Here is a 19,701-nt window from a genome sequence, read left to right as displayed (position 1 = left end):
CTGACGGACTTCATTTTATCAGCGATTCCTTAAACTTCGCACATCAAAAATATACGTCGAGCCTTGAAAGCTCTGGCTCTCCAGGCGAAAAATACCCGTCTATGCACATTTTGCAGGTTTTGTGCCAACAGCATCGGCAGTTCCGCCAGAAAGCCTTGCAGCAGTTCTTGTACCTATCCCTCAGCCAGAGAAGCCTCCACTCTTGCAGTCGTGCGACAAATAGTACCATGAGAAGTCGTACCGCTTCTATATTTCAAGGATTACAGTATGTTATTTGTCTGCGAAGTTTGAGTCATATAATATTTCTCTTGATACAGCTCCCTTTTCCAGTTTATCTTCAACTTCTTTTATTTTTATATCAATCTACTCCTCCACAACTAAATGTATCCCTTTATCTCTTAAATTTTCTATGCAATCAGCCAGATATTCAATATTATGCTCTTTGTAAATTGGACTGCCTATAATTTCCTCTTTAAGATTATCGTACTTTTCTGCTGTCTTTCCTCTATAATTTTTATCTTTCCATTCCGCAGAAACATTATATCCTCTTTTTTCCATCTCCTCCATAACCAATACATGGTAAATAAAAAGATGATACGGGGAATATGTAAACACATAGTCCACAGTTTTATGTTTCTTTTTCCATCCATTGCCCCTCAGAGCACAACATTCCCTATGTTGTCCAAGAAGCTGATTTTTGGGCAATAAGTGGATAAGTTTTTCATGCCATAGTCTCATATTGTTCTCCTGTTAACAAAGTTGATTTTTCTAAGGAATCGCTGATAAAATGAAGTCCGTCAGATTGACGCATTTTTTTTGCCCGCACTGTGCCCGCGATCCTCCACATAGCTTTGGCTATGCGTCCGGTTTGCCTCCTTGTTCGGACGAAAAAATCTACGCCAATCTGAGGGTCTATTTTATCAGCGATTCCCAAGATTCATAACGCAAAAACTCCCGAGGCTGCCCTCGGGAGTTTCGTATCTGTCGTTCTTGCGGATCAGCGGACAAAGACGACGGAGCCGTTCATGAGCATCTGGCTCTGCGCGTTTGCTGCGAGGATGCGGTCGCCATCGTCAACGGAGACAACGACGTTGACAGGGTTCGTGGAGTTGTTGCCGCCACGCACCTGCACTGCCTTGACGACGAGCGGGCTGCCACCAATGCGCGGGAGGGTCTGCGCGGAGGAGAGACTGCTGGAGTAACCAACCATGCCCTGCGAGATCGCCTGATCGTAGTTGATGTTGCTGACGCCGTAGATGGCGCGGCCATTCGTGTCATAGATGACGGGGGAGAAGCTGGGCTTGAGCCCCATGCCGGACGCATCCACGATGACGCCCGTATAGCCTACGCCGCTGGTCTGGATCTGCGCGGTGATGGTGGCGGAGATGACCGGCGGAGGCGGGGTGGGCGGCGTGTTCTGACGGATGGCGGGCATGATCGCGGAGGAGAGTCCCTGCGTGCCGTACATCGGCATGGACATGACCACGTGGTAGCTGCCGTCGGGCATGAGCTGCTCTTCAACGACCGTCGCGCCCTTGACGAGTGCGCTGACCTTGGTCTTCACGACATCGCTGGTTGTGACGAAGTTCTCGACGGTGGTCTCAGCGTCCACCTGCACGCCATTGATCTGCTCGGCAAGGTTGCGCTGTGCATCCACGATTGCCGCACGGCGCGCCATGATGTTTGCACGCGAGCCGTATACGCCGGTCGGCGGCGTGCCGAAGCCCTCTGCTGTGATCGTGCCCTCGTCCCACATGGCTGCCGCATGGGCGGACTGCATGAGGGAGATGGAGGGGAGGAGGGTGTCCGGCGTTGCCGCAAAGCCTGCGCTCAGGGCGAACACGCCTGCCATGGCGCTGACGAGCGCCTTTTTCTTCAGGTTCTTCATAGTCGTCGCTCCTTTGAATTGAATCGGAAAAGTTCTGGGGAGACAGATCCCGTGGAATCCGTCAAATTAATGCTTCTTTCCCTTGTTGACGCCCATCTTCGTAAAGATGCCCTCTTTGCCGTTCACAGCGTCCTTGGTCGCCTTGGAGACGGCGTTGAACGCCATCTCTTCGCTGCTGCCTGTCGAGCCGACCATGATGATACCGCCGTCCGTGGCAGCGCCCGCAGAGACGTGCTTCGAGGTGCCCTTGCCCTGTCCGACGAGGACGACGCGTCCCGTGGAGACCTCGACGATGCGGATTGTGACGTTCGCGGTAACGCTATCCTGACTGCCAACCATGCCACCGAGGAGTGCGCCGAGTGCCATCGTATTGCTTTTTGCCGAGAGGTTCGTGACGGCGCCGAAGATCTTGTACTCCGCGCCGCTGAGGTTGCCGACCTCGACGGCGGTATCCGGGTTAACGAGACCGGTCATACCGAGGCTCTGCTCATCCACGAGTCCCTGCAGCTCGATACGCTCGATGACCTGGAAGACATCGGGGCGGTCAGTGATGAGGGCGGTAAGCTCCTCGGTTGCGATGCCCGCGCGGTCGCCGAATCCGTCCCACTGGTATGGCACCTTGTTCTGGAAGGGCATGATTGCCACAGTGGGGTTGTCGTAGAGTCCCGCCTGACAGACGGAGCCCACCATCAGGCCTCCGAGAAGGACAAGGATGCCCATCATTTTTCTAAACATACAATTCCTCCTTAAATGATCCAATGGCTCCCTGCGTGCACCGCGCGGACGGGCGGAGGTCGATGGGGGCAGAAAACACGCGCACTGCCCACCGTGGGTGCATGGATGATGACATGGATATGTCGTCTCATATTTTAACATAAATGAAAAGAAATGGGAACTGTAGTATATGACAGGTTAAAAAGTCCTGTTTTCTGAATAGTTCCGTGAAATGACGGGATTCGCGCGGCTTACGGGGATTGCAGCGGACTTAGGAGGTGGAAAAATTTTTTCAAAAAAATTAAAAACCGTCCACATGAAGTTCTACTTCATGTGGACGGTAGATTCTCCTCAGCGGAGGGTAATCTTGATTTCGCTTGCGCTGGTGCTCTCGACGAAGATGGAGAGGCTGGTGTCGCGTTGGAGCATCTGAAGGATGGTGAACGGCTGCTGCGAGGAGGCGATGTCGATGGTCGTCTTGCCCGCATTCGTGCCGCGCACGTAGACATCCTGTACCCCGCGCAGACCCTTCAGCTCCTTGACGAGCTGCTCGACGAGCGAGAAATCGCTTGCGCGGACGGTGAGCTGGATGCCGGAGAAGGCGCTCGCCGCTGCCTTCAGGAACTGCTGCTCGAGCTTCTCTGCCGCCTTGACGGCTGCCGTCTGACGCGACTTGCGGCGCGCGAGGTTTTCACTGTTCTCGACGCCCTGACCATCGACGGAGTAGGTGCCGATGATTGTGCCTGTGCCGAACGAGATGATCTTGAGGTCGAGATGGGTACGCGCCGAGGACATGGGCGACGTGATGTAGCCGCCCTTGTTGTTCGGGAGCTTGATATCATAGCCCTCTGCGTGGCTGCGTCCGATGACGAGGTAGTCGATCGGGCGGTCAGAACTGCTCGTACCGTATGGGAGGAGGCTGTCGCCGCGGTACATGGCGTTCAGCACGGCAGAGTCCTGCAGCTGCGAGACGAGGTTCACGTCGACGACGTGCTTGAAGCCGACCTCGAGCAGACGCTCGTTGAGTGCAGTCTCGAGGATCGTGTCATGACCGGGGAGGCCGTTGTAGTTGTTGTCGAGATCCGAATCGTCGGAGAGAATGACGACGCCGATGCGCGGATCATTGAGGCGCATGACGGCATCGAGACGCTTCATGAACGCTGAGTTCGCATCGGTGTTCACGTCGACGTTTGCGCGGACGCGGTACTCGCCGCCCACGTTGGACTCGCTGATGACCTGGATGTTCTGAACGTAGCCCTGCGCGTGGGAGAGGATCTCATCCAGCTCCACGGCGGTGTTCGAGACAACGGTATTGGAGTTGATATACATGCCCGCGACCTGCTCCACGGCAGTGCGTGCAGCGTCGCGCATGGCGGAGTCGCGGTCGACGCCCACGCCGTCAACGGTGACGGTCTGTGCGAGCGCAGTCTGTGCAATCGCCATGCAGAGGAAAAGCGCGATGAGAATTTTCTTCATAACGATAAAACGCTCCTTTCTTTGATCAAAGAAATGCGCGTGTTTTCTGCATTCTCATCATACCATAAATTTTCCCGCGCGTATAGGGGGAGAAGTCATATTACTTCTTCTTGTCCAGCTCGGCGAGATCGAGGTTCGAGGAGGAGCGCACGAAGTCGTTGAAGTCGTCCACGACCTCGTTGCCGTCTTCCTGCCCTGCGACATAGCTGCGGAACGTGCCGATGAAGCGGTTGAGGCTCGACTTGTACGTGGCGAGCGAGGGGATGTCCGGCACCTTCGGGACGAGCGCGTTGATCTCGGCGATCTTCGCCTCGGCAGCGGCGTTATCGATCTGCTCCTGATCGAGCATGTCCGCGAGCTCACGCACCTTCATGTTCAGCTCGAGGAATGCTGCCGCGTTCACTCGCCCCTCCTTGCGCATATCCTCGAGGCGGGCGAGCTGCACTTCCTTGAAATGTGTCGTGACGGCGGCGTCGAACTTGTCATACGCAGGCTCGAATGCGTCATAGAGCGGGAGGTACTGCGCGATCATCTGCGTACCTGCCGCATAGTCGTCCGCCAAATATCCCTTGGAGGAGTAGTAGGACTCCATCTTCTCTGAGAGCGGGGCGAGATCCTTGAGGATTGCAAGCACGGCGTCCGCCTCTGCGTCGATGTCCTTGTAGACGCCCGCCGTCTTCGGGTTCGCGCGTGCTTCCTCGAGCGCTTTTTTCAGCTCACTGAAATGTGGGAGGGAGACGTAGGTCATGCGCTTGCCGCTGCGCATATCCTCGAGCGAGGGCGTGAGGGCGTAGTCGAACGTGACGATGTGGCGGTTGTAGTCGTTCGTCGCGTCGAGGTAGGGCGAGATGGCATCCACCTTGTCCTCGGTCGTGCTGCCGCCGAGCAGTGCACTCACAGCTGCGGCGGGGTCTTCGCCCTTGCTCTCATCGCTGCCAAAGCAGCCCGTAAGGAGCACGGCAGGTGCACAGAGGAGACCGCCGACGGCGAGGATGGAGAGTGTACGACGCATGGGATGAAACATGTGAATCCTCCTTAATATAGGCCATAAAACAAACGGGGCGATGTGCCCCGCACCTAGCAAAGTATAGCGGAAGGGGCTGGCGCTTGTCAAAGCAGGACAAAAGGCTCTGCAGTGTGTTTGCCGTTTCGCTGCCTACGGAACGACCACGACGCCCCAGCTGTGCGCGCCGCCGTCCCCGTGCACGCGATGGCGGCGCTCCTGCTCGGCTCTGCGCTCGGCGCGGCGCAGGCGCATCCACAGCGTATCGTCCGTCTTGTCCGAGGCATCCCACGCGCTCATGAGGTCGCTGACGGCATCCTCCCAGCGTCCCGCATCGTACGCGATCAGCCCGCGGTATTCGTAGAGGCGCCAGATCGGGTACGTGCCGTTCGTGTGCGGCGTGCGCTCCGCTGCGTCGAAGTCCGCGCGTGCGAGGCGTGGGCTCCGTTGGTCGTAGTAGGCGCGTCCGCGCAGAAGGTAGGCGTAGGCGCGCGCGTCACCCGTGACACTCGGATCCTGCAGCAGCAGGGAGAGGTCGGCGACGGCGTGTGCGTATTCTCCGCGCATGATCATCGCCTCCACATCCGCGAAGATGGTCGGGGTGGGAGTGGGCTCATGGGAGCGCGGCTCCTCTCCATAGACGGGCACAGAAACGCCGCCCGTCTCGCCATAGACGGGGGCGGGCGGGATAAGGACTGCGCCGCGCGGCATCGTCGGGCGGCTGCGCAGATCGTTGTTCTCGCGCTGCAGGGCGTCGCGCTCCCGCGTCAGGCGCGCCAGCTCCGCCTTGTCCCGCGCGAGTGCGGCGAGGTCGATCCCATCGGTATCCACAGAGCAGACAAGGTGGACGCGATAGCGCCACGCATCGCCGACGAGCTCGGGCGTTACCTGTTCGTCGAGCACGCGCAGGACGGCGGCGGCGACCGTGCGGATCTCGTCGCGCGTCAGCGCATAGTCCTGCACCTCGCTCACACTCTCGATGTAGACGCCTGCGCGCTCCGTCGCTGCGCGCATGGCTTCGTTTCGCGCGGCATCGCGCGCAGATTTCGGTGTATCGTTGTCACCCATCATATAGATGCCGTCCGTCTCGATGATCTCGGGCGCGGCGAGCGCACCCGCAGGGATGATGAGGAAGAGCGCGCAGATGGCGGCGCACAGAATTTGTTGTAACATTGCATTCACTCCCGCCTGTATTGTTCCAAAATGTGATTAAAGTGCAGTGAAAGAGGGATTAGGTACGTGTTGAATTTTGTGCTGAAAAATTTTATATGCAGCAGGTGTTTTTCCATCGTGAGCAGAATTTATCTGGATATACTACATTGATGATCGGAGGAAAATATCAATGAGCACATCGATGGCAAAAGTAGAGATGGAACACTATAATTTCGTGGAAAATGGGGAATTTGTTTGCATTGGTACTGATGTAAAAATCAATCCTTTTAAAAACTTGCTGGAGATGATAGCATTCTATCATGGCATTGCCGAGCGGAATGATCCCGATGAGCTGGATGCATTTCTTGACAACGAATTTTCAAAAAGCAAAGATAAGTATCCTAAGCTCGTCAATGCAGAGGATATCGACGACTTTATTATACAATCTATTGCAGATAGTTTGTTCAAGAACAACAGTCAAAGCAATAACGAGGCATGGATGGATTTTGATGTAGAAAAGATGGAGGAGGTTCTACGAAATAAATTTTTTGAGGAATATAACCGTAAGATAGTACATAGAAGCGGGAGCTTTCAAGACCGAAAATTTCTATATGAAGAAGATGGGGTTAAAGTATATGAGTGGGAGGGGGACTATACACCCGATCTAAGTGGCGTTCATTCATTTCCAAGAGACTATGGTCTCTTGGAGCTATATACCTATACAAAGCTCCAGGCACAGGCTGCATGTGCGCTCTCGGATGACCGCACAAACATGATGTGGTATTTGTGGTGCTTCCATGATGTAATAGAGCAACTCTATGAATTTCGATTTTATGATTGTGTTGGGACAGTATATCAGAAATATGGAAAAGAGTGGTTTGCTCACTCAAAAGTACGTGGGACGACCTTTGAGCCCATCCTGTTCAAATGGGCCGCCTATGCCATACATGCTGCACATCACTCAGAAACGGTTGAGGCCAGAAAGTTAAAACATGATCTGGTGGATTTGCTGAGCGAGTTCGTCCTATCGGCGGCACTGACGGAAAAAATGTCCCTTGAAGCCGAAATTGCCCTGTGGCTGAAAAATGCGATTGTCCACTTCGATGACGAACAGGACACGCTCCTACAGGATCGGATTGCCGGGCTGGAGCATGAGAACTATCAGTTGAAAAAAGACTACGAGACCCTGCAAAAGAACTATGAGACGCTGCGTGTGCAGATTGAGGATCTGCAGGAAGATCATACACGGACGGACGATGAAAAAATCGACGCAATTCTGAAGCGGATTTACACCTTCATGCCGGAGGACATCAGCTTTGACCAGGATGCGTATCGGCTCGCAGATATCTGGGAGCGCTTTTCTCCGGCAACGCAGAAGGACATCAGAACCTCTCTCGCCCTCTACGAGAAGATGAAGACGCCGGATCTGGCGGCGCTCGTCTTTGTCAGCAGCCTAGAGCGTGAGATGAAGCGCAACTTCTTCGAGCCGTTCAAGAATAGCGCGGCATTCAAGAGAATCAAGAATAAGTTCTGTCCCAACAAGAATTTGTTGGATGTTCATCGAGCGCTCGCGGAGATCGATCGTCATCCGACGCTCGGCAATATCCCCTTTATCAAAAAGGCGATTCTGTCTCAGCAGTCCAAGCGTGACAGTGCGGTTGTTGCAGCCTTTGCACAGTTTCTCGGGAAGGACAGAGAGGCGTTCTGCAGCATCTGCGATGCCGTTGAGAAATATCGGTTGGGTACGAAGAAATACACCGTCGTCAAACTCCGCAACGGACTTGCGCATGGTGACGAGGCAGTGAAGGAGGGCTGTGATGAGCGCTGCTATCATGACTTGATGAAGATGTTCTACGAGCCGCCGATTCAGATCATGTTCTCGATTATTGCACATTCCAAGAAGTAGGGGAGGTGTCTGTCCCATGTCGATCTTTTTGAAGGGCTGGAATGGAGGTATCTTGATGAAACGATTTTTTGCACTGGTGGTTGGCCTCTGCGTATTTATACTCTCGGGAGTGGCATTTGCAAACTATCCGACGTATCTGAACGGTGACCGCAATCTCATCCTGTGCGACGGGCATATGGGAGTCGCATGGTATGTTGACCGAACCTCGCTCGTTGTGCAAAAGTACGAGCCGCCGCAGTACATCATCGCGGTGAATGTCGTTACGGCGGACAGCGCCGTTGGTGATGAGCGCGACTTTTACAGCGGCGGTAAGGGCAGGATCAAGGAAGTGCGGACAATGCGCTTCTTCTATAATTGGGATCTGCGGAAAATGTACGTGGGGAAGGGCGGAGCCGATGATTGGCGGTTCCTTCCTCCGACGGGCTCGTGGGCAGAGACGGGCATCTCCATGACTGCGGGCGAGATCGCGTTTGCGCTCGCCTACAATATGCGCTTCTATGGGAGTATGCCCTTTTATGACAAGTTTCTGAAGCGCGAGGTTATGGTTTTTAACGACGATTTCTACGCGCGGATTCCGTGAGGCGCGCAGGATGAAAATTTTTCTCCCGCGGGGTTGACAGGAGCGCCCCGCTCGGTTATAATTCCACTATCGCCTGTGAGGCGGTATGCTGATTTAGCTCAGTTGGTAGAGCAGCTCATTCGTAATGAGCAGGTCGTAGGTTCAAGTCCTATAATCAGCTCCATTTGAACGCAAACGGCTTCCGAGAGATCGGGAGCCGTTTTTATTTTCTGAAAAGGAAGGAAAATGGACATGCATAGAGAAATAGGGAGCAGGAGATGGGCGATTCATGCATGAGGTGTTTGTAACATGCAAGGGCAAAGGCTCGTCTATTTCTATGCAGTCAGCGCGGTTGTGATCTGGTCGACGCTGGCATCGGTGGCAAAGAGCATTCTCACAGCGATTCCGACGTTCGAGGCGCTCTTTCTGAGCAGTCTCGCCGCGAGTCTCTTCCTGCTCATCGTTCAGATTGTGCGCGGCGGTGCGCATATCTTTCGCACCTATGATTACCGTGGCTATCTGGTGATGGCGGGGCTGGGCTTTCTCGGGCTCTTCCTCTATCTCTCGCTCTACTTCTACGGGCTGACGCAGCTCTCCTCGCAGGAGGCGTGCATTCTGAACTATCTCTGGCCGATGATGATTGTGCTCTTCTCGGCGCTGCTTCTCGGTGAACGGATTACCGTGCGCACAGCCGTGGCGCTGCTGCTCTCGTTCTCGGACGTGGTGGTGCTGACGCTCGGCGGGGAGGGGCATGCGGAGGGGAATGCTTTTCTCGGCGGCGCGGCATGTGTGCTCGCTGCAGTCTGCTACGGACTCTTCTCTGTGCTGAACAAGAAACGGAATGTCGATCAGGTCGTCATGATGGTTGTCGCGTGGGGCGTGACGGCGCTGTGTGCACTGCCTGTGATGCTCACTGTGGAGGTGTGGGTGACGCCGTCGCTCATGCAGTGGGGTGGGCTGCTCTGGTTCGGCATCTTCGTCAACGCCGTTGGCTACCTCTGGTGGGCAATGGCACTGCAGCAGGCGCAGAATGCGGCGATGGTCGCGAACCTCGCCTACTTCGTTCCGCTCCTCTCGCTCGTCGTCTCCGCCGTTGCACTTGGTGAGGAGATGTCCCGCGCCGCGCTCCTCGCGCTCGTGCTCATCATGGGCGGGATCCTGTTGCAGAACGTGCGGCGGGGCGGGAACACGAGGTAAAACCTCCATGCAGGCGGCCTTCGACAAGGGGCAGGGATTACTCCTCCGCATCCGTACCGATTACTGCACTGTCCAGAAGGCTCTCTGCGTGGTAGGGGATGATTGGATCACTTGTGTCGTAGATAATCTGGATGCTCCATACGTCGTCCTGATTGGAGAGAAAAAGAACCTCTCCGATCATTTCCCTCCCGTCCTCAAGAGCGTACCATACTGTGAGTCGCCGTGCGGGAAAACCGTTTTGCAGCAGAGCCTCGTTGCGGCGCACTTCCTTCTTGCCTCCCTTTGGAGATGTCATAACAGTGTCGATGAATCCGTCGACCATCTCGTCAAGGCTCTGGTTGATTGGCTTTGTCTGCGGGGCGTCCTTTGCGGGAAAATGCAGGAGCATCATCGTCATGGCGAGCGGTGTCTTGTAGTAGTTGGCAAATTGATTGCTGACAAAGAGAGTGCCCCCTGTGCGTACCGTAGATTTGGCAAACGGCGTGTCCGTCGAGGGGATGTCCATCGTTAGGACAGAGCCGCGGTCGTGGAATTCGCCAATTTTGACGGACATAACGGGGATGGTCGGTGCAGGGAGATGACGCACCTCATCCGGTGTTGACTCTGCACTGGCGTATGACTGGATTTTCGCCTGTGCCGCAGCGCAGACCAAAAGACTGAGGAGTGCAAGGCATAGTGCCGTTATTTGTCGGAACATTTGCGGATTCCTTTCTCTATGGCGATCTTAGTCATGTTGCGGCAGAGCCGCGTGCAGCACATCGCCGATCGGCTCGCGGATGACGAGCTCGGCACGGCTGTCTGCACGTGTTTCAGTGCGGTTGATGAGGATGAGATGCGCGCTGCGGAAGTAGTCGATCAGTCCCGCCGCAGGGTAGACGACGAGGGACGTGCCGCCGATGATGAGCGTGTCCGCCGCGCGGATTGCGGCGACAGCGCCCTCGATGGTTGCAGTGTCGAGACTTTCTTCATATAGTACGACATCGGGGCGGACGATGCCGCCGCAGGAGCAGTGCGGGATGGGGCGATGGTGCAGGATATAGTCGAGTTCGTAGTGTGCGCCGCAGTCCGTGCAGTGCGCGCGGCGAATCGAGCCGTGCAGCTCATAGACTATCTTTGACCCCGCCGCCTGATGCAGCCCGTCGATGTTCTGCGTCACGACTGCCGCGAGATGCCCCTGCCGCTCGAGCTGTGCGAGCGCATAGTGTCCCGGATTCGGCTCTGCGGCGAGGTAGACGAAGCGCCGCCGATAGAAGTCGAAGAACTCGGCGGGATGTGCCATGAGGAAGCTATGCGATGCCATCTGCTCGGGGGAGAACTCGCGGTGCAGCGTCTCGCTGTAGATGCCGCCCGCGCTGCGAAAGTCGGGGATGCCCGACTCGGTCGACATGCCCGCCCCGCCGAAGAACACCGCGCGGCGGCTCTCCGTGAGGATTTCTCTGAGTCTTGCAATCTTGTCCATCGTATACCTCCCTTGACAACTTTTTCGTGAATCGATATAATGACAATACAAAAGGACGACTGGTGATTGGATCCGCCGGTCTCTCCCTGAAGATTTTAGGTCTTTGAAGAAAGAGCCGACGTGAACCGCGCGTACGGTTCTTTTTTCTGTTACTTCATCAGAAATATGATGTTGACTACGAGCGTTGCCGCCGCAATCAGAAGCGATAGCTTTTCAAAAAGCGTCACGCACATCACCCCCACAAAGGGAGTAAACCGTCATTCACCAGTCGCTGGATTCATTATAGCACATAGATTCGTTATGGGGAAGCACAAAACGGAGCAGACGATGATCTGCTCCGTTTTTGCGTGCGATGGGAGAAATCAGAAATTGTACGTTCCGCCGAGGATGAAGTGGCGGCTCGGCATGGCGTAGGCACCCATGCTTGTCCATGCGGATGGCGTGACACCAATGGACTCGTAGCTTTCATCGGTGAGATTGATGCCCTTGAGATAGACCTTGAATTCCTTCGAGATGTGATAGTTCACGCCGAGGTCAAGCGTCAGGTAGCGGGAATCCGTGAAGCGCGCCGCGCTGCGTCCCGTCACATAGTTCAGATCGAGGTCTGCATCCCATTTCCCCTGCGTGTAGGAGATGCCGAGGTTATAGCCGTTTGGACGCGTATTCGAGGAGAGGAAGCCCTTTTCGGGATCGGTGGAGTCAATGTGTGCAAAGCTGTATGCCGCACGCACCGTCCAGTGATCATCGGCACGGTAGCGTGTACTGAGTTCGAGTCCCCGACGATCTTCGGTCTGGACGTTTTTATAGTAGCCGCGCACATAGACCAAGGTCATAGGATCCGTGTAGCCGTTCACCCAGCGAAGCGCATCCTTTACCTTGCTCCAGTAGAGGCTGCCCGAGACGGTCCACTTGCGCGTGATCTGACTGTCTGCACCGATGGTAAAGGTATGGGAGCGCTCCTGCTTCAGATCTTCCCTGCCCACCCAATAGGGGGAGTCGGCGTAACGCATCTTGAGCGATGGATTGTTGACTGCCTGCCCGAAGGAGATATAGGCGTGCGTGCCGCGATTCAGCTTCTTGTTGAGGCTGATGTGCGAGGTGACATCGGTGCCGAAGTCGTTGTGATGTTCGAGGCGCGAGCCGAGCTTCAGCGAGTAACCGCGCCCGAGCTGCCAATCGTCCTCGAGGAAGAGTGCCTTTGTGACGGCAGACGCATCCATCGGGATATAGCCACTCATCTCGTGGATTTTCTCCTGCGACCAGAGGAAGCCGCCGATGAGCATATTCTTGTCGCCGAGCATCCAGAGTTTTTGCCCCTCGAACGCGTTGCGCCGTAGGTGATGGTCGTACTGGGAATTAAAACCGCCGTCTGACTTTGCCTCGTTGCGATAGAAGCGCAGGAATGTGCCCTCACCTTCCTTCTCCGAGCCGAACATATAGGTGATACCGTAACCCGTATCGACAATATTTTTGCGTCCCTGATACGAAGATGCGCCTGTCCTTGGATTTTTCAGGCTCACACCGTAGCCGTCATCTCCCTCATGACGGCTGAACTCGAGGCGCAGGCGGTCGCTGCCGAGGATGCGGTCAAAGCCGACATTGTAGTCCGTGCGGTTGATGTCGCTGTTCTCGAAGGTGCGCTTTTCGCCGTAGGCGTTCTTATATTGGAAGTCCCTGCGGCGCTCGTGCGCGACGCCGACCTTGATGCTATTCTTCCCGTCGCCGCCGCTGATATTCACCCCCGCACGCTTTTCGCCCCACGAGCCAAGCTGCAGATTGATGGAGCCGGAGGGCTTTCCTGCCGTCGGGCGCTTTGTGATGATGTTGATGACGCCCGAGACGGCGCGCTCACCGTAAAGGGCGGAGTTCGGTCCGCGCACGATCTCAATACGCTCCACGTCGCCGATCGCAATCTGATCGACATCGACGGCATTTGTGTCGCCACTGACGACGAGATGATCCCAGTTGACCTTTTTGCCGTCGACCATGACGAGCACGCGCGAGTCGCCGTTGATGACGGGATAGGCGGCAAAGCCCTTCTGCACGACGTTGATGTTCGCGCCCTTGAGCGCATCGGAGACGCTCTTGTAGTTGCCGCGCTCGATGTCCGCCTCTGAGATCAGCGTGACATCCGCGGGCACGTCGCTGATTGCGGTCTCACTGCGGCTCGCCGTGACAACGATGTCATCCAGCACATAGGTCTGCACCGCATCATCCGTCGCCTCTGCGGCGCTCACGGGGAGCGCATAGCCTGTCCCGACGGTCAGCGCAGTCGCGACGAGTCCGCTCAAAATCCTTTTGTTCATTCCATTACCCTTCCTTTTCATCCATGAGGGCATCCAGTCCCTCAGCTATATCCTCAAGCGCCGTGATGCAGCGCCCGTTCCCATTGTTCACGTCGGAGAAATTCACGACGATGATGCGGTTCTTCCGCACAGCTTTCATATTCTGGAGGTTCGGATCGGCGCGCAGCTCTGCTCGCGACTCCTCCTCCGAGATGTCCTTCGGATTGACGTAGATGATGACATCGGGCGCAAAGCCGAGGACGCGCTCAGGGCCGACCGAACGCATCTGACGGTCGACAATGTTGTCCGCGCCCGCCTTGCGCGCGATGTCGTCGATGATGTAGGCGGGGCCGTACATGCTGTAAAGGCTCGACCCGTGCGCCTGCAAAATCATCGCGGAGAAACGCCTCCCACGCGCCTCGGTGCGATGCTCGACAGCGGCAACACGTGCCTCAAGTCCCGCAGTATAGTCCTTTGCACGGTCTTCCACGCCGAAGATATGCCCTATATCCGCAATGAACGGATAGACCGTCTCCTCGAGTGTCGGGCGTCCCTTGCGCACGGTGGCGGGCACGATGTAGGCGCCGACGCCGCGATCAAAGTACGCATACACATCGCCAAGTGCATCAGGCGTGAAGTGGTGCGACCAGCCGATGATGAGATCGGGACGCAGAGCGACGACCTCCTCGCGGCTCGGTACGTAGGGCGCGGCGAGAATCGGGAGCGCGGCATAGGCATCGGCGTATGCGGGCGGCTCTGCGCCGTAGGGCGCAATCGTGCCGATGATGCGATCCGTGAGACCTAGGTCGATCAGAAGCTCCGTCGCCCCCGGATAGGAGACGAGCACGCGCTCAGGCGTACGGGGAAGCGTGAACTCTGTCGGTCGCCCCTCACTGTCCGCCGTCGTGTAGGTGATTCCTTCGGTGATTGGCTCTGCCGCCTGTGTGCCGCGCCCGTCTCGCATCGAGAGTGCGAGGACGAGTACAGCGCACGCGAGAAAGGGCAGGAGCCTCAGGGCGTTGCCCATGCGTTTCAAGATGCGCCCCGAATTCTGCTGTGCGCCGCTCATTGCAGCTGCTCCGTACGGTAGTCGACGAGTGGCAGCCCCGCAGCGTCGTAGGACACATTCGCATTTACGCCGTAGATGTGTGCGAGCATTTCCGCCGTGATGATCTCATTCGGCGTTCCGATGCGTTCGATGCGCCCCGCCTTCATGACGACAATGAGGTCGGCGTACATGGCGGCGAGGTTGAGATCGTGGAGCGCAGCGATCACACCGATCTTGAGGCTCTTGACCAGTTCTAGTATATGCAGCTGATATTTGATGTCGAGATGGTTGGTCGGCTCGTCGAGGATGAGCAGCTGCGGCTCCTGTACGAGCACACGTGCGAGCATGACACGCTGTTGCTCGCCGCCCGACAGTTCGTTGAAGGAGCGTGCGGCGGCGTCCGCCATGCCGACGCGTTCGAGTGCGGCGTGGACGAGCGCGTAGTCCTCCTCCGTGTCGTCCTCAAAGCTCTCCTTGTACGGGGCTCGCCCCATGAGGGCGATCTCCTCGACGCTGAAATCGAAGTCGACGGCGTGGAACTGTCCCATGACGCCGATCTCCTGCGCCGCCGCGCGCAGCGGAATGTCTGCGAGTGGGGTGTCGTCCATCGTGACGCGCCCCTCCTGTACCCTGTGCACGCGGTAGAGATGCTTGAGCAGGGTGGACTTGCCGCAGCCGTTCGGCCCGAGCAGTGCGACAAAGCGGTCGGTCGGGAGGTCTGCGGTGATGCCGTGGAGGATTTCCTTGGCGCCGATGCGGAATTTCAGATTTTCGATGTGGATTGGTTTCATCGCGAACCTCCGAAATTCCCGCTGCTGCCGAAGAGCAGCTTCATGAAGAGCGGCGCGCCGATGAGTGCGGTGATGATGCCGATGGGCAGATCGCCCGCGGGCAGGAGGGTGCGCGCGAGGAGGTCGGCGACAACGAGGAAGATGGCGCCGACGAGGAGCGCGGCGGGGAGCAGTCGGCGATGCGATGCGCCCGTGAAGGAGCGCACGAGATGCGGGACGACGAGTCCGACGAAGCCGATGATGCCGCAGGTTGCGACGAGGACGCCCGTGAGGAGGGCGAGCAGACCCATGTAGAGGCGGCGCTTTGCACTCGCGTCGATGCCGAGCGTCACGGCAAGCTCCTCGCCGAGGAGCAGCACGTCGAGTGTGCGCAGCTGTGAGAGGAAGTAAACGACGAGCCCCGTGACGATGAGGACGGGCAGGAAGAGGCTGTGCCACTTTGCATCGGCGAGCGAGCCCATCGTCCAGAACGCCGCCGACTGCATGCCCTCCGCATCCGCCGCCATGTAGACGATGAAGTTCGTTGCCGCCACGCAGAGTGCGCTGATCGCCGCACCCGCGAGCACGAGCTTCACCGTCGAGACGCGGCGGTGCATCCCTGCGAGCATGAGCACGGCGAGTGTGGCGAGGATTGCGCCGAGGAAAGCGCAGCCCGGCACGCCGAAGGGAATCGCGGCGGAGCCGATGAGGATCGCAAGCGTCGCACCGACGGATGCGCCCGAGGCAATGCCGAGGATGAACGGCTCTGCGAGGGGATTCTGCACACTCGCCTGCATGACGACACCCGCAAGTGCCAGTCCCGCTCCCGCTGTCATCGCGAGCAGAACGCGCGGCACGCGCAGCGACCAGATGATGTCTGTGATGGCGGGATCGACTACAGGGACGCTCCCCGCCAGCTTCGCCGTGATGACGGCGAGTGTATCGGCAGGTGGCACGGAGACACTGCCTGCCGATATTGCACAGACAGCTGCGAGGACGAGAAATATGGTGAGCGCGAAGGGCGAGGAGAGTAGTTGGCGGATAGGCAACGTAGGCTCCTTTCTGTGAGTACATTGAAACGTTCTTAAAAACGAATGATATTCATGTTGAGAATACGGCATTTTATAGTCGCTGTCAATGAAAATCTTTCGCAAAATAAAATCCGTCTGTACCGCGCGGGTACAGACGGGAAATGGGAGGTTTGGGAAGTGTTATGCGTCGAGGTCGATGTCGAGGACGCCCGCCGCATAGGAGGCGGCCTCATAGCGCTGAATGAGTACGTGGATGTGGCCGTCGACATCCATGTAGATGTCCTTGGGGGCGGCTTCAAGCGGCTTATATCCCTCGGGCCCACCGTTCTTCGGCTCCGTGAGGCGGTGGTTCAGCGCGTCCAGCGTATAGCGGGCGGCATGATCCTTTCGATCTGACATTTGCTGCACGTCGTCGAGGGTGAGCGCCTTGCCGTCGGACAGGCGGAAGAGATAGCCGTGCGTGTAGGACATCGGGTGTGCCGCGCCCTCTTCGGAGATGAGTTGCTCCGTCTTCAGGCTGAGCAGGTCGTCGCTGCTGTTTGTGATCTTGTAGCTCATCTCGGCAGAGGTCTTCTTGTTGCCCATGCGTGCCATATCGATTTCCTGCATCAACGCCTTTACATCGTCCTCGATCACAGTGTTGATGCGCTGCTGTGCGTCAGCCGCGTCGGTTTGGACGATGGGATAGGTGAGGACTGCGCCCTCACTGGTCTCCTGTCCGTCAGTGACGGTCGGCATGGCGAATGTCGCACCGGAGAGCATTGCTGTCATTGCCGCGGTAAGCGCCGCAGCGCGCAGAGTTTTCTTCATCATGGTTCCTCCGTTGTTCTCTAAGGATGCGCTGACAAAATGAAGTCCGTCAGATTGGGTTGAATTTATCGGCGTTTCCTTAATTGTTATCGACGAATGATAGTGTAGCAGATCGAATGGAGGAGGGCGTAAGGATGGCGTTATATATCCGTAAAAATACGACGCCTGTGATTTCTTGATTTTTGGAAGAAGTGTCCCTATAATGAAAACAAAAAGACAGCCAACATGAAGCTTTCGAAGGGAGACCGATAATAATGAAGACCATCGAGATGTTCATTGGCGGCGTTCGGGTCGCGGGCGAGGGAACGCTTCCCGTTTATCACAAGGCGACGGGGGCGGTCATCGCCGAGATTGCGGCTACGGGTGAAGCACAGGTGCGCGCGGCGGTGGATGCGGCGGAGCGTGCCTTCCATGAGGTACAGCTCAGTCCCTACGAGCGCTATGAGATCATCATGCGTGCCGCAAATCTGATGAAGGAGCGGCGTGAGGAGTTTGCTGAGGCGCTCTCTGCCGAGGCGGGCAAGCCCATCCGCGACGCACGTGGTGAGATCGACCGCGCCTATCAGACGCTCATCCTCTCGGCGGAGGAGGCGAAGCGGCTGCGCGGGGAGACTGTGCCTCTGGCGGGCGCACCGGGCTGCGAGCGCCGCATGGCATTCACGATCCGCCGTCCGCTCGGCGTCGTCTGCGCCATCACGCCGTTCAACTTCCCCGTGAATCTCGCTGCGCACAAGATCGGTCCTGCGCTCGCAGCGGGTAATACCGTCATCTACAAGCCCGCCTCTGCCACGCCGCTCACCGCATCCCTCCTCGTCGAGGTGTTTCAGGAGGCGGGATTGCCTGCGGGCTGCCTCAACCTCATCTACGGTGCGGGCAGTGCGGTCGGGAGGCTGCTCACGGCGGACGAGCGCATCCGCATGTTCTCGTTCACGGGCAGCGTTCCCGTCGGCAAGGCACTTCACGAGGCGGTCGGTTTTCGCCGCATTGCCCTCGAACTTGGCTCGAACTCCGCAAACATCGTGCACGAGGATGTGGCAGACGTTGCGTGGGTCGCCGAGCACTGCGCACGCCATGCGTTCGTGAACGCGGGACAGGTCTGCATCTCCTGCCAGCGCGTCTATGTCGCGCGCGCGATTTACGAGGAGTTCTGCGCGGCGGCCGTCGAGGCGGCGCAGAATTTCAAGAGTGGCGACCTCATGGATGTCCACACGCAGATCGGCCCGATGATCTCGGAGCGCGAGGCGGAGCGCATCGAGGCGTGGGTCGATGAGGCGGCGGCGGCAGGTGCGCACCTCCTCGCGGGCGGACATCGGACAGGCGCGTTCTACGAGCCGACCGTGCTCACGGATGTCACCCCCGCGATGAAGGTCGTCTTCGAGGAGACCTTTGCGCCGGTCTTCAGCATCATTCCCTACGATACGATCGAGGATGCCGTGCGCATGGTCAACGATACGCGCTACGGCTTGCAGGCGGGCGTCTTTACGCGCTCGCTTGCAGTCGCGAACTACTGCGCGGAGCACCTCAATGTCGGCGGCGTCGTCATCGGTGACGGTGCGACCTTCCGCATGGACAACATGCCCTACGGCGGCGTCAAGGACAGCGGCATCGGCCGCGAGGGCCCCGCCTACGCCATCCGTGAACTCACCGAGGAGAAGCTCATCGTGTTGAACATCGAGGGATAGATGTTGTTGCTCCGTCAAAAAACGGTCACGCATATTGCGTGACCGTTTTTGTCGTTGTATTATCTTTTCTCTGTGAGGACACGTCCTTCTTTGCCCGTCATATGTGCGATGCTCATCTCAAGCATACAGAACCGCTCCCATGTACGGTCGATCATCTCGTTATGCTGCTGCTCAGTATTGTCGGGCGCGTATTTGAGGGCGAGCTTGCGGACGGCAATACGCTTTTCCTCCTCGTCCTCGATGATGCGGATGCTGCCGAAGACAATAACGCTGCGGTATGCAGTCGTGTATTTCTCGGGGATGACCTCATCCTGATCGATCACGGCGAAGGATGCGTTCGGATTCCTCTGGATGGCGTCGATCTTATGTCCCTCGAGTGCACTGTGGAAGTAGATGTGCTCGCCGTCATAGACGTAGCTGATGGGCACGGCGTATGGGAATGCCTTGTCACCCGTGAGGGCGAGTACGCCTGCCGTTCCGCGCAGAAGCACAGCCTCCGTCTCTTCTGGTGAAAGCTGCTGTACCTTGCGGCGCATTTTGTGGAACATCACGCACCTCCATATCAAAAAAAGGAGGATATCCGAATGGACTCCTCCGTATATGGTCAAAAATGGTGGAGACGAAGAGGATTGAACTCTCGACCCCCAGATTGCGAACCTGGTGCTCTCCCAGCTGAGCTACGTCCCCATGACTGACAAGGGACATTATAGCGCGCGCGCGT

The 19,701-nt window shown here is 57.2% G+C and carries 18 protein-coding genes and 2 tRNA genes; 5 read left to right on the top strand and 15 right to left on the bottom strand.

The annotated features are described in order from the left end of the window. Nucleotides 1-363: 363 nt before the first annotated feature. From HMPREF9163_RS09330 to HMPREF9163_RS09305, 6 genes are all read right to left on the bottom strand, one after another. On the bottom strand, nt 364-738 hold the full coding sequence (locus HMPREF9163_RS09330) for a TIGR02328 family protein (protein WP_037346782.1): 375 nt from the start codon (nt 736-738) through the stop codon (nt 364-366). A 259-nt stretch (nt 739-997) separates the two neighbouring features. Beyond that, nucleotides 998-1,888, bottom strand: a complete 891-nt coding sequence (locus tag HMPREF9163_RS09325; RefSeq protein ID WP_009441517.1) for an LPP20 family lipoprotein — start codon at nt 1,886-1,888, stop codon at nt 998-1,000. A 66-nt stretch (nt 1,889-1,954) separates the two neighbouring features. Then, on the bottom strand, nt 1,955-2,623 hold the full coding sequence (locus tag HMPREF9163_RS09320; protein WP_009441516.1) for a CsgG/HfaB family protein: 669 nt from the start codon (nt 2,621-2,623) through the stop codon (nt 1,955-1,957). A 330-nt stretch (nt 2,624-2,953) separates the two neighbouring features. After that, nucleotides 2,954-4,078, bottom strand: a complete 1,125-nt coding sequence (locus HMPREF9163_RS09315; protein WP_009441513.1) for a hypothetical protein — start codon at nt 4,076-4,078, stop codon at nt 2,954-2,956. A 100-nt stretch (nt 4,079-4,178) separates the two neighbouring features. Continuing rightward, nucleotides 4,179-5,102, bottom strand: a complete 924-nt coding sequence (locus HMPREF9163_RS09310; RefSeq protein ID WP_009441512.1) for a DUF3829 domain-containing protein — start codon at nt 5,100-5,102, stop codon at nt 4,179-4,181. 132 nt (nt 5,103-5,234) lie between these two features. Then, nucleotides 5,235-6,254, bottom strand: a complete 1,020-nt coding sequence (locus HMPREF9163_RS09305) for a hypothetical protein (protein ID WP_009441511.1) — start codon at nt 6,252-6,254, stop codon at nt 5,235-5,237. A gap of 169 nt (nt 6,255-6,423) precedes the next feature. Between HMPREF9163_RS09305 and HMPREF9163_RS09300 the strand changes: the two genes are divergently transcribed. From HMPREF9163_RS09300 to HMPREF9163_RS09285, 4 genes are all read left to right on the top strand, one after another. Then, nucleotides 6,424-8,139: a cell division protein ZapB gene (locus HMPREF9163_RS09300; RefSeq protein ID WP_232296691.1), complete on the top strand. Its 1,716-nt coding sequence runs from the start codon at nt 6,424-6,426 to the stop codon at nt 8,137-8,139. Nucleotides 8,140-8,194: 55 nt separating this feature from the next. After that, the gene (locus HMPREF9163_RS09295; protein WP_037346780.1) at nt 8,195-8,719 is read left to right on the top strand and encodes a hypothetical protein; all 525 of its coding nucleotides are present in this window, start codon (nt 8,195-8,197) and stop codon (nt 8,717-8,719) included. Nucleotides 8,720-8,806: 87 nt separating this feature from the next. Then, nucleotides 8,807-8,882 (top strand) — tRNA-Thr (locus tag HMPREF9163_RS09290). A gap of 125 nt (nt 8,883-9,007) precedes the next feature. Further along, entirely contained in the window at nt 9,008-9,895 is an 888-nt protein-coding gene (locus tag HMPREF9163_RS09285) for a DMT family transporter (RefSeq protein ID WP_009441508.1), read from the top strand. Nucleotides 9,896-9,932: 37 nt separating this feature from the next. Here HMPREF9163_RS09285 and HMPREF9163_RS09280 read toward each other — a convergent pair whose 3' ends face one another. The 7 genes from HMPREF9163_RS09280 to HMPREF9163_RS09250 all read right to left on the bottom strand — a co-directional run bounded on the left by HMPREF9163_RS09280 (nt 9,933) and on the right by HMPREF9163_RS09250 (nt 17,301). After that, the gene (locus tag HMPREF9163_RS09280; protein ID WP_009441507.1) at nt 9,933-10,592 is read right to left on the bottom strand and encodes a hypothetical protein; all 660 of its coding nucleotides are present in this window, start codon (nt 10,590-10,592) and stop codon (nt 9,933-9,935) included. 27 nt (nt 10,593-10,619) lie between these two features. Next, entirely contained in the window at nt 10,620-11,354 is a 735-nt protein-coding gene (locus HMPREF9163_RS09275; protein WP_009441506.1) for an NAD-dependent protein deacylase, read from the bottom strand. A 362-nt stretch (nt 11,355-11,716) separates the two neighbouring features. Further along, entirely contained in the window at nt 11,717-13,660 is a 1,944-nt protein-coding gene (locus HMPREF9163_RS09270) for a TonB-dependent siderophore receptor (RefSeq protein WP_037346777.1), read from the bottom strand. Between the two features lie 4 nt (nt 13,661-13,664). Further along, complete coding sequence (locus tag HMPREF9163_RS09265) at nt 13,665-14,708, bottom strand: ABC transporter substrate-binding protein (protein ID WP_009441504.1); 1,044 nt, start codon at nt 14,706-14,708, stop codon at nt 13,665-13,667. After that, nucleotides 14,705-15,478: an ABC transporter ATP-binding protein gene (locus HMPREF9163_RS09260; RefSeq protein ID WP_009441503.1), complete on the bottom strand. Its 774-nt coding sequence runs from the start codon at nt 15,476-15,478 to the stop codon at nt 14,705-14,707. Before HMPREF9163_RS09260 ends, HMPREF9163_RS09265 begins: the two co-directional genes overlap by 4 nt. After that, nucleotides 15,475-16,500, bottom strand: coding sequence for an iron ABC transporter permease (locus HMPREF9163_RS09255; RefSeq protein ID WP_037346840.1), 1,026 nt, complete (start codon nt 16,498-16,500; stop codon nt 15,475-15,477). Before HMPREF9163_RS09255 ends, HMPREF9163_RS09260 begins: the two co-directional genes overlap by 4 nt. A gap of 168 nt (nt 16,501-16,668) precedes the next feature. Beyond that, nucleotides 16,669-17,301 carry a PdaC/SigV domain-containing protein gene (locus tag HMPREF9163_RS09250; protein WP_009441501.1) on the bottom strand — a complete coding sequence of 211 codons (633 nt, stop codon included), beginning with the start codon at nt 17,299-17,301 and terminating at the stop codon, nt 16,669-16,671. A 251-nt stretch (nt 17,302-17,552) separates the two neighbouring features. Between HMPREF9163_RS09250 and HMPREF9163_RS09245 the strand changes: the two genes are divergently transcribed. After that, nucleotides 17,553-18,980 carry an aldehyde dehydrogenase family protein gene (locus HMPREF9163_RS09245; RefSeq protein ID WP_009441500.1) on the top strand — a complete coding sequence of 476 codons (1,428 nt, stop codon included), beginning with the start codon at nt 17,553-17,555 and terminating at the stop codon, nt 18,978-18,980. Nucleotides 18,981-19,039: 59 nt separating this feature from the next. Here the strand turns inward: HMPREF9163_RS09245 and HMPREF9163_RS09240 are convergent, their stop codons facing one another. Together HMPREF9163_RS09240 and HMPREF9163_RS09235 are read right to left on the bottom strand one after the other, a co-directional pair. Beyond that, the gene (locus tag HMPREF9163_RS09240) at nt 19,040-19,528 is read right to left on the bottom strand and encodes a pyridoxamine 5'-phosphate oxidase family protein (protein ID WP_009441499.1); all 489 of its coding nucleotides are present in this window, start codon (nt 19,526-19,528) and stop codon (nt 19,040-19,042) included. A 63-nt stretch (nt 19,529-19,591) separates the two neighbouring features. Beyond that, nucleotides 19,592-19,667, bottom strand: a tRNA-Ala gene (locus HMPREF9163_RS09235). Between the last annotated feature and the right edge of the window lie 34 nt (nt 19,668-19,701).

It is taken from the genome of Selenomonas sp. oral taxon 138 str. F0429 (assembly GCF_000318175.2).
Classification (GTDB): Bacteria; Bacillota; Negativicutes; order Selenomonadales; family Selenomonadaceae; genus Centipeda; species Centipeda timonae.
This window is presented reverse-complemented; position numbering and strand designations above follow the sequence as displayed.